Raw genomic sequence first — 13,219 nt, forward strand, 5'->3', positions numbered from 1 at the left:
GCATGAGCGACAAGCTGTTCGAGTACGCACCCGCGCCCGAATCGCGGGCCATCGTCGACATCCGGCCCTCGTACGGCCTGTTCATCGGCGGGGAGTGGGTCGACGGTTCGGGCGGGGACCGGCGCAAGACGATCGACCCCGCGACCGAGGAGGCCCTCGCCGAGTTCACCGTGGCGGGCGCGGAGGACGTCGACCTGGCCGTCGCCGCCGCCCGTACCGCCTACGAGAACGTCTGGGGCCCGATGCCGGGCCGGGAACGCGCGAAGTACCTCTTCCGGATCGCCCGTCTGATCCAGGAGCGGTCCCGCGAGCTGGCGGTGCTGGAGTCGATCGACAACGGCAAGCCGATCCGCGAGTCCCGTGACGTGGACCTGCCGCTCGTGGCCGCGCACTTCTTCTACTACGCCGGATGGGCCGACAAGCTCGGCCACGCCGGGTTCGGCCCCGACCCCCGGAGCCTGGGTGTCGCCGGGCAGGTGATCCCCTGGAACTTCCCGCTGCTCATGCTGGCCTGGAAGATCGCCCCCGCGCTGGCGTGCGGCAACACGGTGGTCCTCAAGCCCGCCGAGACGACCCCGCTGACCGCGCTGGCCTTCGCGGAGATCTGCCGGCAGGCCGACCTGCCGCCGGGCGTGGTCAACATCATCACCGGCGCGGGCGAGACGGGCCGGCTGCTCGTGGAGCACGAGGGCGTCGACAAGGTCGCCTTCACCGGCTCCACCGACGTGGGCAGGCAGATCGCCCGGGCGGTCGCCGGCACGAGCAAGAAGCTCACCCTGGAGCTCGGCGGCAAGGCCGCCAACGTCATCTTCGACGACGCCCCGCTCGACCAGGCCGTCGAGGGCATCGTCAACGGGATCTTCTTCAACCAGGGGCACGTGTGCTGCGCGGGCTCGCGGCTGCTGGTCCAGGAGTCGGTCGAGGAGGAGCTCCTCGACCGGCTCAAGACGCGGATGGCGACCCTGCGGGTCGGTGATCCGCTCGACAAGAACACCGACATCGGCGCGATCAACTCCGCCGAGCAGCTCGAGCGGATCCGTACGCTGTCGGACCTGGGCGAGCGGGAGGGCGCCGAGCGCTGGGCCCCGGCGTGCGAGCTGCCCGACCGCGGTTTCTGGTTCGCCCCGACGGTGTTCACCGGCGTCTCCCAGTCGCACCGCATCGCCCGTGACGAGATCTTCGGGCCGGTCCTGTCGGTGCTGACCTTCCGGACCCCGCAGGAGGCCGTGGACAAGGCCAACAACACGCCGTACGGCCTGTCGGCCGGGGTGTGGACCGACAAGGGCTCGCGGATCCTGTGGATGGCGCAGCGGCTCCGCGCCGGGGTGGTGTGGGCCAACACGTTCAACAAGTTCGACCCGGCCAGCCCCTTCGGCGGCTACAAGGAGTCCGGCTTCGGCCGCGAGGGCGGCCGGCACGGACTGGAGACCTACCTCGATGTCTGAGTCTGGGTCGGGACATGCGCCTGTGGGGCGCCGAGCGGAGCGAAGCAGATGAGCACTGGGCGACTGAGCGTCCGCAAGACCTACAAGCTGTTCATCGGGGGCGCGTTCCCCCGGTCGGAGTCCGGCAGGTCGTACGTGGTGAATGACGGTGACGGGAACTTCCTCGCGAACGCGTCCCAGGCCTCCCGCAAGGACGTACGGGACGCGGTGACGGCCGCGCGCAAGGCCTTCGGCGGCTGGTCGGGCCGGACCCCCTACAACCGGGGCCAGATCCTCTACCGGGTCGCCGAGATGCTCGAGGGCCGCAGGGGGCAGTTCGTCGCCGAGCTCAGGGACGGCGGCCGGACCAAGGCCGCGGCCGCCACCGAGGTCGACGAGGCCATCGACCGCTGGGTCTGGTACGCGGGATGGGCCGACAAGATCGGCGCCGTCGCAGGGGCGGCCAACCCGGTGTCGGGGCCGTTCTTCAACTTCTCCTCGCCGGAGCCCACGGGCGTCGTCGGCGTCATCGCCCCCGACTCCGCGCTGCTCGGCCTGGTCTCGGTGATCGCGCCGGCGATCGTGTCCGGCAACACCGCCGTCGTGGTGGCCTCCGAGCCCGCTCCGCTGCCCGCCATCACCCTGGCCGAGGTGCTGGCCACCTCCGACCTGCCGGGCGGGGTGGTGAACCTCCTCACCGGGCGCCGGGCCGAGCTCGCACCCTGGCTGGCGTCGCATCTGGACGTCAACGCGCTCGATCTCGCCGGGGCGTCACCGGACCTCGCGGTGGAGTGCGAGCGGGCCGCCGCCGACAACCTCAAAAGGGTCCTGCGCCCAGGCTCTGCCGAGTGGTCCGCGGACCCGGGAACCGACCGTATGACGACATTCCTGGAGACCAAGACGGTCTGGCATCCGATCGGCATTTGACGTCGCGTGTGTAGATTGTTCGGAACTTGGAAATAGATCCCCCCGTAACTGATCATCACGGGGGGGAGATCAGTGGCTACCAGAACTGCATCGCGTACGACTACCAGCCGAGGGACGGCGGGGCGTACGACGGCGGCTGCCAACAGCACGTCCGCCAGACGAGCGAGCGCCAAGGCCACTCCTGCCAGGAGCACGGCCAAGAGCAGCGCGGCGAAGAAGACGACGCCGAACAAGTCCGTGGCCAAGAAGACCACGGCGGCGTCGTCCGCCACGACCAGAACGAGGGCCGGCACCGCCGCCAGGCGGCCTGCGGCCACGGCCTCCGCGGCCGCGACGAAGGTCTCTTCCGCGGCGACCAAGGCCACGTCGGCCGCCAAGACCATGAAGTCGATGGCGACCAAGGCGTCCTCGACGGCGAAGGCCATGACCACCATGACCACGGCCATGACCAGCGCCACCAAGGCGATGGCCGATGCGGCCAAGGCCATGTCGGACGCGGCCAAGGCCATGACGGCGGCGAAGCCGTCGCCGCCGACCAGGACCACCGGGAGGGGGACGACCGCAAAGCCGTCCTCGACCCGTTCGACGACGGCCAAGGCCGCGGGCAGGTCCACGGCGGCCAAGTCCACGTCCGGCAGGTCCGCGACGTCGAGGTCCACGGGAGCGGCGGCCGGCCGGAAGACGGCCTCCGCATCGCGGTCGAGGACCACCGGCGGGACGGCCAAGTCCGGCACGTCCGGCCGGTCCTCGACCGCCCGGAGCGGCACCAGGAGCTCGGCCGCCACCTCGGCGACCGGCACCAGGGTCACCGCCCGGACCAAGGCCAAGCCCAAGACCACCGCGGCTAGCAGGTCGACGCCGAGCATCAGGGCCAAGGCCACCACGGTGACGAGCAGGGCCGGCTCGGGCAAGCCCGGAAACGGGACGACGAAGTCCGAGGAGAAGAAGTCGGGCTCCGGCATGAGCCGGCCGGGGCCCGTCAAGCAGATGGTCGTGGCGGCGAAGTCGGCCGTGAGGTCGGCCACCGCGGCAGGGCAGAGTTCCCTGGAGGCCATGCAGCACTCCACCAGTGGTGACGGGGACTTCCTGTCCGGTCTGGTGGGTGGCTCACGGAACAACCGCTGAACGGCGTACGACGTGGAAGCCCCATCCCGCTATCGGGACGGGGCTTCTGCGCGCCCGAGGCAGAAATGGCACACCGTCATTCCGGAGAACCGTCGGTGAACACCACGACGCACCATGGTCGCCAAGGCCACGGCGACCACCAAACCGGTGATCGCCATGGGCGGCTCCAACTGATACGCCTCGGTAGTGCTGGGCAGGCGGGTTACTGCTGGTAGCCCTCGACCTCGCTGATCGGCCGTGCCTGTGCCTCGTCGGGGTTCGCGCCGACGGCCTTGCGGGCCCGGCGCTGCCGCAGCAGATCCCAGCACTGGTCCAGCGCGACCTCCAGCGCCGCCAGCCGGTCTTGTTCCTGCTGCTCGCTCAGCTTGCCCTCCGAGCGCCGGTCACGCAGGTCGTGTTCCTCCGCGACCAGTGCGTGCACGCGCTCGATGATCTCCTTGTCGTTCATAGGATCACTCTCTCATCGATGCGCCGGGCGTGGTCACATGCGGTCCGGGACGGGCACGCCGAGCAGGCCCAGGCCGGTGGTCAGCGTCCGCAGGGCCACCGAGCACAGCGCCAGCCGGGGCTCCCGCACCTCCGGCGGCACCTCGGCGCCGTTCGCGTACAGCACCGGGCAGGCCTCGTAGAACGTGGTCAGGGCGTCGGCGACCCCGTAGAGGTAGGCCGACAGCTTGTGCGGCGCCACATCCTCGATCAGCGCGTCCACGGCGGGCAGGAAGCCGAGCAACTGCAGGGCCAGTGCCCGCTCGGCCGGGTGGGTGATCGTCACGGGCGCGGTCACCTGCTCCGGCGAGACCCCGGCCTTGCGGAAGATCGACCGGATCCGCGCGGTCGCGTACTGCAGGTAGGGCCCGGTGTTGCCGTTGAGGGCCAGCATCCGGTCCCAGTCGAAGACGTACTCGCTGTCGCGTGCCACCGACAGGTCGGCGTACTTGATCCCGCCGATGCCGACCGCCTGGGCGATCTCCTGCCGGGTCGCGTCGTCGTACTCCCGCTCGGCGATGACCTTCTCGGCCCGCTCGACGGCCTCGTCGAGCAGGGAGATCAGCTTGATCGACTGCCCGCTCCGGGTCCGCAGGATCTTGCCGTCGGTGCCGAGGACGTTGCCGATGGCGGCGTGGAAGGGCTCGGTCCGGCCCAGCCAGCCGGCCTTCGCGGCGGTCTCGAACACCATCTTGAGGTGCAGGCCCTGGGGGGCCCCGATGACGTAGATGATCCGGTCCGCGTGCAGGGTCTGCGCCCGATACCGCAGCGCCGCGAGGTCGGTGGTCGCGTAGCCGTACCCGCCGTCGCTCTTGCGAATGATCAGAGGCACCGGCTTGCCCTCGCGGCCGAGGTAGCCGTCGAGGAAGACGCAGAGCGCCCCTTCGCTCATGACGGCGATGCCCTTGGCCTCGAGGTCGTCGCAGACCTCCTTGAGCATGTCGTTGTACGTGCTCTCGCCGGCCAGGTCGTCGTCGGTGAGCGTGATGCCGAGCTTGTCGTAGATGCGGTTGAAGTACGCCTTGGACAGGTCGACCAGCTCGTGCCACAGCCGCAGGGTGTCCTCGTCGCCCCGCTGCAGCGCGACCACCCGCTGCCGGGCCCGGTCGGCGAAGTCCGGGCTGGAGTCGAACTTGACCCGCGCGGCCTGGTAGAAGACGTTCGGCTCGGTGGTGAGCTGCCCGGCCTCGGGAGAGTCCTCGCCCACGTCCAGCAGGTGCTCGATGAGCATGCCGAACGGGGTGCCCCAGTCGCCGATGTGGTTCTGCCGGATGACCGTATGGCCCCTGAACTCGGCCGTCCGGGTGAAGGCGTCGCCCACCACGGTGGTCCGCAGATGCCCGACGTGCATCTCCTTGGCGACGTTGGGCGCCGAGTAGTCGACCGGGATGATCTGCGCCGGATCGGCCCGGGGCACGCCGAGCCGCTCGTCGGTCCGCATGGTCTCGGCCTGCGCGGCGATCCAGGTGTCGCTCAGCGTGAGGTTGATGAAGCCCGGCCCGCTGACCTCGATGCCGGAGAAGACGTCGTCGGCGTCGAGGTTGGCCACGATCTCGTCGGCGATGTCGCGCGGCTTTCGGCCCAGCTTCTTGGCCAGCGGCAGTGCCACGTTGGCCTGGAAGTCGGCGAACTGCGACGGCCGGATGACCGGGTCGGAGTCCGCGTACGAAGGCCCATAGGCGGCGGCTAGCGCGGCCTGGACCCGGGCGGCGAGAACGAGTTGCGGATCGGACATGGCTCCAGGCTATCTGTGTGGGCGAACCCGGTCCGCGCTGACCGGGCCGCCGGGATGTTACCGACACTAAGGCCGCCGAGTACGTTCTCTCCATCGGTTTTCCGGCGTGTGAGTGGACCGTTGCAAACAGTTCACCGCAGGTCCTTGAGGCCGTGGGACGGGAGCTCGATCCTTATGGGCAGATATCACGCCATTTTGCTCACGGTCCCCCCGCCGGTGAGACACGGAGGTCGCCATGACGGTGACACAGTCCGTCAAGCATCCCGGAGTCGTCCGCATGCGCGGCCGGGACTTCCCCGTCGGCGACATGTGCTGGCGGCGGGCCTTCCCGGGCCTGCGCCCCCAGGCCCGCCGGGCCCGGGACTTCGTGGGCTTCCTGGTCGAGGGCTCGCCCCGCGCCGACGATCTGATCTTGGCCGCCGGGGAACTGGTGGCCAACGCGCTCCAGCACACCCGGTCCGGCTGCCCGGGCGGCCTCTTCGTGGTCGAGGTACGCCGATGGCGCGGCGGCGTCGCCCTCACGGTCATCGACCAGGGCGGCCCGAACGAGCCCAGGCGGGGTACGGCCGGCGGCCCGATGGCCGCGGATCTCGGGGATTTCGACTTCGCCGAGTCCGGCAGGGGCCTGTTCGCCGTCGAGATGACGGCCTCGTGGTGGGACTGGTGCGGCGGCTTCTGCGGTCGTACGGTCACGGCCGTCTACGACGATCGCCCCCGCCTGCACCCCGTCCCCTGACCGGTACGGCCACGGTGAACGCCTTTCACCGGGGGAGCGCGAACCAGACGGTGGTGCCGGGGCGGCCGGGGCGGACACCCCAGCGGGCGGCCAGCGCGTCCACGAGCCGCAGGCCTCGTCCGCAGGTCCCGCCGGCCTCGTGAGGGATCTCCGGGCACATGTTCGTCGCGCTGCCGGGTCCGGTCCGGGGGTCCGGGGATGTCCTGTTCGGGATCTCCGGGTACGTCGTCGCGCCGCCGTCGTCGGTCACCGAGACCAGGATCTCCTTCTCCGACATCGCGAGCCGTACGACGATCTGCCCGCCGTTCCCGCTGTCGGTGTGCTTGAGCGCGTTCGTGGCGAGCTCGGTCAGGCACAGCAGCAGATCGCCCGAGTCGGGGAGGACCGCGCGGAGCCGCGCCCGGGCCTGTCGTCGCAACAGCGGAATGGACTCCTCGACACCCGGAATGGAGACCGTCCACAGGGGTTCCGTTTCGCTCATCATCGTCACCTGGCTTCCTTTCCACGGGCGTCTGCCGCCACTGTGGACCGGACGGATGATGCTCCGGGGGCCGGAACTCCCGATGAGCCGATAGTCGCGATCGACAATTGTCTCTTCCGCGCGAAACCGTCCCGTCGCTGAGCGTGATGACTGAAGCTGGCCGCATGGCCGATTCCGCGCGCCTGACCGTACGCCGCCGCCGGCTGGGACGGGAACTGCGGCGCATCCGCGAAGAACTGGGCTGGACGCAGGCCAAGGCCGCCCGTCTGATGGACCGCCCCGCGTCCTCCCTGGCCAAGATCGAGCGCGCCGAACAGGGCCTGCGCCAGGACGAACTGCACGCCATCCTCGACGCCTACCGGGTCGCCGACCCGCAGTTGCGCCGGTTCCTGCTCACCCTCCGCCGTGACGCGAGCAAACGCGGCTGGTGGAACCGCTACAAGAACACGCTCTCCCCGGCGACACTGGATCTGATCAGCCTGGAGGCCGACGCCAAGGTGATCAGAACGTTCGAGGCGCTGTACCTGCCCGGACTCTTGCAGACCGAGGCGTACATGCGTGCGATGCTCGGCGTCAGCGTGTCTGGTTTACGGCCGTCTGATCAAGACGAGTTCGTCGCGGTGCGGTTGAAGCGGCAGGAAATCCTTACCTGTTCACGACCGCCGCAGTACTCGTTGATCATCGGTGAAGCGGCGTTGCGTCAGATGGTGGGCGGCCCGCAGACCATGTCGGATCAGCTGTCCCGAGTGCTGGAGATGGCTGAATTCGGACATGTGAAGGTGCGGGTGTTGCCGTTCTCAGCCGGGGCTAACCCCGGTATGAACGGAGCTTTCACGATTCTCGAGGTCGGCGAATGGGGGGAACTCACCGTGGCACGAGTGGAGGCTCTGACACGGGCCTGGTACCTGGAGGACGGTGACGATCTTCGCCGCTATTCCCTGGCCTACGATCAGCTCAGCTCGGTGGCGCTTTCCGAGTGGGATTCCCGGGCGCTGATCGAGTGCGTAAGGTCGGCGCTGTAGCCGATGGAAGCGGAGAACCGGATGTCCCAACGGGATCTACCAGATGCTGTCTGGCGGAAGAGCTCCCACAGCAGCGGCGGTACAGAAGGCGAGTGCGTCGAGGTGGCGGCCTTGCGTAGTGCCGAAGCCGTGGTACGGGCTCGGGACTCCAAGGACCCTGGTGGGCCGGTGCTGAGCTTCTCGGCGACCGAGTGGGAGAGCTTTCTGGGTGCCGTGAAGCGTGACGTGTTCGGCTGAGCGTCACGTCGTCTCAGGGGGTCGGCCAGTCAGGACATGCGTCTCCCGGGCGGGGGGATGGTCGCGCAAACGGCTTTGCCGTGACCACTGATACGCGGCCGACGGCCGAGTGTGCTTGCCGTACGGAACGTACTGGGTCCCCTTCCTTGCGGTAGTGAGAGGGGCAGGGATCCCCCGTACGCTTCGTGCGTCCGGTCCCGCTGCCACAGGCCGCGTATGGGTGGTCAGGGCAAAGCATCTACAGCCGCACCCCCCTGCCGTGCTCGAAGACCCGCCTCCCGGCTTCCGCATGGGATCGTCCTGGGTGCCGCGAAGCGTGGCGCCGGCTGAGCCGGGGCCGCTGTGCGGAGTCCACTGAGCCGCGTTTCGCTGCGTAGACGCCGCCCGCGCGGTGGGCGGCACCTGGTCGGGACTACTTCTCCGCTGGCTTGATCGGGGCCGTGGCCGTATCGAGGGTGATGCCGAGGGGCTCGGGCAAGTCCAGTTTTTCGCCCACATCGACGGAGTGGACCATTCGGTAGCCTCGATCGCTCGGCTCGGTGCAGAGCGTCAGCCTCGCCAGGAAGGGATCGACGATGAGGTACATCGGGATCCCGTTCTTCGCGTAGCTCTCCTCCTTGGACTTGTAGTCGTCATTCCTGCTCGACGCCGAGACGACCTCCACGACGAGGATCGTGTGCTCCGGCGGGAGGAGCCAGTCGCCGTCCGGAGATTTGTCTTCCGGACAGAGGACCAGGTCCGGCACGAAACGCTCCTCCGTGGTGAGCAGATCCACGGTGGTCTGGGGCAACCTGGCCCAGTTGTTGGTCTCGCAGAGTTCACGGAGGACGTCGCCCAGCCAGAAGACGATTTTGCCGTGCTGCATGATCGGTGTGGGGCTCACGATGATGCGCTCCCCGATGATCTCCACCCGGCAGCCGGGAATGTCCAGCGACTCGTGGATCTCCCGCAGGGTGGGTTCTCGTTCGTCGTCCATCGTGTGGGCTGTCTCCATGGCGTAGGCGAGGGCCATCGCTCCATCATCCCCTGTTCTCCTGTCGTACGTTCCGTATCCACTCCGGCACAGAACGTAGAACACGGTGTCGACAGAATGCCGTGACAGTGCGTGATCGGACAATAGTCGTGGGTCAGCTCGGGGCGGGGCCGGTGGAGTCGCGGGCGATGAACGTCCCCGGGAGGGAGACCGAGGCGGGGTCGCCGCCGTCGAGCAGGTTCAGCAGGGCCCGCATGCCCTGGGCGCCCAGCTCCTGCGCGGGCAGCCGTACGGTCGTCAGCTCGGGTTCGAGGGCCTCGGCGAGCAGGATGTCGTCGAAGCCGGTGACGGAGAGATCGGCGGGGACGCCGAGCCCGAGGTCGCGGGCGGCCTTGTACGCGCCCGCGGCGATCAGGTCGTCGTCGCAGACGAGCGCGGTGGGCCGGTCGGGCCGCCGCAGCAGGGCCCCGGCGGCCTCCCGGGCGGCGCGGATGTCGATGGCGGTGTGCTCGCGCAGCAGTACGGCGCCCGGCAGGGACCCCACGGCGGTGGTCACGGCCGCGCGCCGGGTCCGGAAGGTCCAGGTGTCCACGGCCGCGGCGAGGTGGCCGAACCGGCGATGCCCGAGGCCGGCCAGGTGCGCCACGGCGACGCGGAACCCGGCCGCCACGTCGAGGTTGACCGTGGGCACCGCGTCCCCCGGATCGCTGTCGAGCATGATCAGGGGCATGGCGTCCGCGCTCAGCTCGGCGAGCGCGTCGACGGCCATCGACGAGGCGAGCACGCCGTCGATCGCCTCGTTCACCTTGGCGAAGGGGCTGTCCGCCACCCCCGCCCCGTCGGGCCACAGGTAGACGACCACGCTGAAACCGCGGTCGGCGGCGACCCGTGCCGCGCCCGCGTACACGTCCCCGAAGAACGGGCTGGACAGCGTCGGGACGACGAGCAGCACCGTCCGGGCCTGGCCGAGGCGCAGATTGCTGGCGGCCCGGTTGAGCCGGTAGCCGAGCCGGGCGGCGGTCTCGCGTACGGACTCGGCGGTGTCGGGGGAGACCCGGCCGGCCCACTTGCCGGCCAGCACGATCGAGACCGTGGACTGGGAGACGCCCGCGGCCTGGGCCACGTCCTTGCTGGTCGGACGGCGGACCGGCGGGCCGGCCGGGCGCCCTGTCGTCGGCATCGACATCACTTCCAGATCATCGATCGGACGGGGACCAACACCCGCCTGTGTGATCTTCCGGAGGCTGACGCATCACGCGGGACAGCCCGGTCGCGGGTCACCGCTGTGACCTGCGGCCGGGTGCTGGCTTCGCGTCAACATCCTGTCATCTTCCCGTGCGAACCGGTGCGGTGGTGACGGCGCCCGCCGCGTACCCAGGAGCGGTACCGCTGCCCGGAGCGGATCGGGGGCCGCTCATCTGGCATGGCACGGTCGATTTCCCGGTTCGGAATCGGCAATAGGGCGCGGCGGCGGCTCTCTTCCTCCTTCCCGCCGATATCCGTTTGGGTGCCTGGCGGGGGCTCTGCACGTGGCAACGCGCTTCGGTCCGGCTCACACACCCGTACATCCCAAGGGAAGGGGCTCTCTTCAGTGAACCGACGACGCACCGCCATGGTGCCGGTCGTGGCATCGCTCTGGGTGACCTGTGCCGTCCCCGCCACCGCCGCCACTTCGCCGCCGCCCGTGCCGCCGCTGCCCGTCGGGCCGTCCGCCTTCTCGCCGCCCACCCTGACCAGGGAACCCACACCGGCCGAGCGTGAGCGCGCGATCGCCAACGCCCTGAAGGCCGTCCGCGAGCACCCTCAGCAGGCGCATGTCGCCGCCGACCAGACCTTCGCCGCCCGGAACGTGGTCCTCGACCGCGACGGCTCTGCCCACGTGCGGTTCGACCGCAAGTTCAAGGGCCTCCCCGTCTACGGCGGGGACATCAACGTGCACATGAGACCGGACGGGACCTCGACCTCCTTCGACGTGGCCAACCCGATGTCCCCGGCCGTGGCGGAGACGCCGACCGTGGACGCCGACCGGGCCAGGGCGGTGGCCCGGACCCAGCTCAATGGAACGGTCCTTTCGGTGTCGGCGCCGAGACTGGCGGTACGGACGTTGAAGACCAGTGCCTTCCTCGTCTGGGACGTCACCGTCACCGGGCTCCGGCCGGACCAGACCCCCAGCCGGCTGCAGGTCCTCGTGGACGCGCACACCAGCAAGGTCGCGTTCGCGAACGACCGCATCAACACGCTGGCCGCCGTCGGCCGGGCCTCGGCGCCCGCGTCGCCAACGGCACGGAGGGCCGGCCCGCCGCAGGCCGGCCGGGTGGCGCGGACGCCGGGCACGGGAAGGTCGGTCTACAGCGGTACGGTCCCGCTGGACCTGACTCTCGCGGGTGGCACGTACTCGATGAAGGACCCCTCGCACGGCAACGGGTTCACCACCGACCTGGGCCACAGCACCCTGGGCATCAGCAACGGCTCGATCTACAGCAACACCACCGGGACGTTCGGCAACGGCACCACCGGCGACCCGGCCTCCACCGGCGTCGACGCGCACTTCGGCGCGGCCCAGACGTACACCTACTTCCAGGCGGCCCAGGGCCGGAACGGCATCTTCGGCAACGGGTCAGGGGTGCCCTCCCGCACGCACTACGGCAACGGGTACGCGAACGCGTTCTGGGACGGCACCCAGATGACCTACGGCGACGGCGTGGGCAACGTCCGGCCGCTCACCGAGCTGGACGTGGCCGGGCACGAGATGAGCCACGGCATCAGCGGTGCGCTGATCGGCTGGCAGGACATCGGTGAGGTCGGCGGCCTCAACGAGGGCACCAGCGACATCTTCGGCACGATGGTGGAGTTCTACTCGGGCAACCCCAGGGACACGCCCGACTACACCATCGGCGAACTGATCAACATCAACGGCAACAACACGCCGCTGCGGTACATGTACAACCCTTCGCTCGACGGTGCCTCACCCAACTGCTACGCCGCCAACAACGGCAACCTGGATCCCCACCACGCCAACGGGCCGCTCAACCACTGGTTCTTCCTCGCGGCCGTCGGCAGCGGCAACCGCGGGTACGGCAACAGCCCCACCTGCAACGGTTCCACGATCAACGGCATCGGGAACGACAAGGCCTCGAAGATCTGGTACCGGGTGCTGTCGGTCTATGCCACCAGCGGCATCGACTACGCGGCGGCGCGTACGTCGTCGCTCAGGGCGGCGGCCGATCTCTACGGCACGCACTGCACCGAGTACAACACCGTCAACGCCGCCTGGGCCGCGGTGAGCGTGACCGGCGCCGACCCGGTGCCCGGCACCTGCGGTGGCCAGTCCGGCACCCCGACGATCACCAATCCCGGCAACCTGACCAGCACGGTCGGCGTGCCGGTGGTGTTACCGATCAAGGCCACCGATCCCGGCGGCAAGGTGCTCACCTACAGCGCGACCGGGCTGCCGGCCGGATTGTCGATCAACGCCTCCACCGGGGTGATCTCCGGTACGCCCACCGCGGCGGGCACCCCGACCACGACGATCACGGCGCGGAACTCCTCGAACCTCGCCGCCACGGCCTCCTTCGTCTGGACGATCAAACCCGCCGCCGGCGCGTGCACGCAGCCCGGCAACAAGGTCACCAATGGCGGGTTCGAGAGCGGTCACGCGGCCTGGACCGCCACCCGGGGGGTCGTCTCGCTCAGCGGCACCGGCCAGACCGCGCGCACCGGCAACGTGTTCGGCTGGCTGGACGGCTACGGCACCACGCACAACGACGTGCTCTACCAGCAGGTGACGATCCCGGCCGGCTGTACGAGCACGCTCAGTTTCTGGCTGCACACCGACACCGCCGAAACGGGCAACGTCGTCTACGACACCCTGACCGTGAAGATCGGCAGTACGACGCTCGCCACCTACTCCAACCTCAACGCCGCCGGCGGCTACCTGCTCAAGAGCTTCAACGTCTCCTCCCTCGCCGGGCAGACCGTGACGCTGAGCTTCACCGGCAGGGAGGACGCCGGCCTGCAGACCAGCTTCGTGGTCGACGACATCGCGCTGAACTCCGCCTGACCCACCGGCCCGA

12 protein-coding genes are annotated in these 13,219 nt (G+C 69.6%); 7 read left to right on the forward strand and 5 right to left on the reverse strand.

From position 1 onward, the window contains the following. Window positions 1-2 precede the first annotated feature (2 nt). The 3 genes from ACRYCC_RS09610 (at window position 3) to ACRYCC_RS09620 (ending at window position 3,476) form a co-directional block, all read left to right on the forward strand. Entirely contained in the window at window positions 3-1,445 is a 1,443-nt protein-coding gene (locus ACRYCC_RS09610) for an aldehyde dehydrogenase family protein (protein ID WP_433810442.1), read from the forward strand. Between the two features lie 48 nt (window positions 1,446-1,493). Next, window positions 1,494-2,351, forward strand: a complete 858-nt coding sequence (locus ACRYCC_RS09615) for an aldehyde dehydrogenase family protein (protein ID WP_433810444.1) — start codon at window positions 1,494-1,496, stop codon at window positions 2,349-2,351. 72 nt (window positions 2,352-2,423) lie between these two features. After that, the gene (locus tag ACRYCC_RS09620; protein ID WP_433810445.1) at window positions 2,424-3,476 is read left to right on the forward strand and encodes a hypothetical protein; all 1,053 of its coding nucleotides are present in this window, start codon (window positions 2,424-2,426) and stop codon (window positions 3,474-3,476) included. 202 nt (window positions 3,477-3,678) lie between these two features. On the opposite strand, the gene ACRYCC_RS09625 is transcribed toward ACRYCC_RS09620, so the two are convergent. Both ACRYCC_RS09625 and argS read right to left on the reverse strand, forming a co-directional pair. Then, entirely contained in the window at window positions 3,679-3,924 is a 246-nt protein-coding gene (locus ACRYCC_RS09625; protein WP_433810447.1) for a DUF2630 family protein, read from the reverse strand. Between the two features lie 33 nt (window positions 3,925-3,957). Continuing rightward, window positions 3,958-5,697 (reverse strand): arginine--tRNA ligase, encoded by a 1,740-nt coding sequence (gene argS, locus ACRYCC_RS09630; RefSeq protein ID WP_433810448.1) that lies wholly within the window; start codon window positions 5,695-5,697, stop codon window positions 3,958-3,960. Window positions 5,698-5,932: 235 nt separating this feature from the next. Here argS and ACRYCC_RS09635 point away from each other — a divergent pair, with 235 nt between their 5' ends. Continuing rightward, window positions 5,933-6,433, forward strand: coding sequence for an ATP-binding protein (locus ACRYCC_RS09635; protein ID WP_433810449.1), 501 nt, complete (start codon window positions 5,933-5,935; stop codon window positions 6,431-6,433). A gap of 25 nt (window positions 6,434-6,458) precedes the next feature. On the opposite strand, the gene ACRYCC_RS09640 is transcribed toward ACRYCC_RS09635, so the two are convergent. Continuing rightward, complete coding sequence (locus ACRYCC_RS09640; protein WP_433810451.1) at window positions 6,459-6,914, reverse strand: ATP-binding protein; 456 nt, start codon at window positions 6,912-6,914, stop codon at window positions 6,459-6,461. Window positions 6,915-7,078: 164 nt separating this feature from the next. Between ACRYCC_RS09640 and ACRYCC_RS09645 the strand changes: the two genes are divergently transcribed. Together ACRYCC_RS09645 and ACRYCC_RS09650 are read left to right on the forward strand one after the other, a co-directional pair. Further along, on the forward strand, window positions 7,079-7,936 hold the full coding sequence (locus tag ACRYCC_RS09645; RefSeq protein ID WP_433810453.1) for a helix-turn-helix domain-containing protein: 858 nt from the start codon (window positions 7,079-7,081) through the stop codon (window positions 7,934-7,936). Between the two features lie 21 nt (window positions 7,937-7,957). Beyond that, a complete protein-coding gene (locus ACRYCC_RS09650; RefSeq protein ID WP_433812125.1) occupies window positions 7,958-8,173 on the forward strand; it encodes a DUF397 domain-containing protein in 216 nt (71 codons plus the stop codon). A gap of 412 nt (window positions 8,174-8,585) precedes the next feature. On the opposite strand, the gene ACRYCC_RS09655 is transcribed toward ACRYCC_RS09650, so the two are convergent. Further along, window positions 8,586-9,185: a Uma2 family endonuclease gene (locus ACRYCC_RS09655; protein ID WP_433810455.1), complete on the reverse strand. Its 600-nt coding sequence runs from the start codon at window positions 9,183-9,185 to the stop codon at window positions 8,586-8,588. A gap of 115 nt (window positions 9,186-9,300) precedes the next feature. Beyond that, window positions 9,301-10,326 (reverse strand): LacI family DNA-binding transcriptional regulator, encoded by a 1,026-nt coding sequence (locus ACRYCC_RS09660; RefSeq protein WP_433810457.1) that lies wholly within the window; start codon window positions 10,324-10,326, stop codon window positions 9,301-9,303. Window positions 10,327-10,770: 444 nt separating this feature from the next. Between ACRYCC_RS09660 and ACRYCC_RS09665 the strand changes: the two genes are divergently transcribed. Beyond that, window positions 10,771-13,206 (forward strand): M4 family metallopeptidase, encoded by a 2,436-nt coding sequence (locus tag ACRYCC_RS09665; protein WP_433810458.1) that lies wholly within the window; start codon window positions 10,771-10,773, stop codon window positions 13,204-13,206. Window positions 13,207-13,219: the final 13 nt, after the last annotated feature.

The organism is Actinomadura scrupuli, assembly GCF_050971785.1.
GTDB classification, from domain to species: Bacteria; Actinomycetota; Actinomycetes; order Streptosporangiales; family Streptosporangiaceae; genus Actinomadura_E; species Actinomadura_E scrupuli.

Bases quoted from the DNA above. Each gene is read 5' to 3' on its own strand.
- ACRYCC_RS09650 (WP_433812125.1), top strand. From the start codon at position 7,958: ATGTCCCAACGGGATCTACCAGATGCTGTCTGGCGGAAGAGCTCCCAC.
- ACRYCC_RS09615 (WP_433810444.1), top strand. From the start codon at position 1,494: ATGAGCACTGGGCGACTGAGCGTCCGCAAGACCTACAAGCTGTTCATC.
- ACRYCC_RS09640 (WP_433810451.1), bottom strand. From the start codon at position 6,914: ATGAGCGAAACGGAACCCCTGTGGACGGTCTCCATTCCGGGTGTCGAG.
- ACRYCC_RS09645 (WP_433810453.1), top strand. From the start codon at position 7,079: ATGGCCGATTCCGCGCGCCTGACCGTACGCCGCCGCCGGCTGGGACGG.
- argS (WP_433810448.1), bottom strand. From the start codon at position 5,697: ATGTCCGATCCGCAACTCGTTCTCGCCGCCCGGGTCCAGGCCGCGCTA.
- ACRYCC_RS09660 (WP_433810457.1), bottom strand. From the start codon at position 10,326: ATGCCGACGACAGGGCGCCCGGCCGGCCCGCCGGTCCGCCGTCCGACC.
- ACRYCC_RS09635 (WP_433810449.1), top strand. From the start codon at position 5,933: ATGACGGTGACACAGTCCGTCAAGCATCCCGGAGTCGTCCGCATGCGC.
- ACRYCC_RS09625 (WP_433810447.1), bottom strand. From the start codon at position 3,924: ATGAACGACAAGGAGATCATCGAGCGCGTGCACGCACTGGTCGCGGAG.
- ACRYCC_RS09610 (WP_433810442.1), top strand. From the start codon at position 3: ATGAGCGACAAGCTGTTCGAGTACGCACCCGCGCCCGAATCGCGGGCC.
- ACRYCC_RS09655 (WP_433810455.1), bottom strand. From the start codon at position 9,185: ATGGCCCTCGCCTACGCCATGGAGACAGCCCACACGATGGACGACGAA.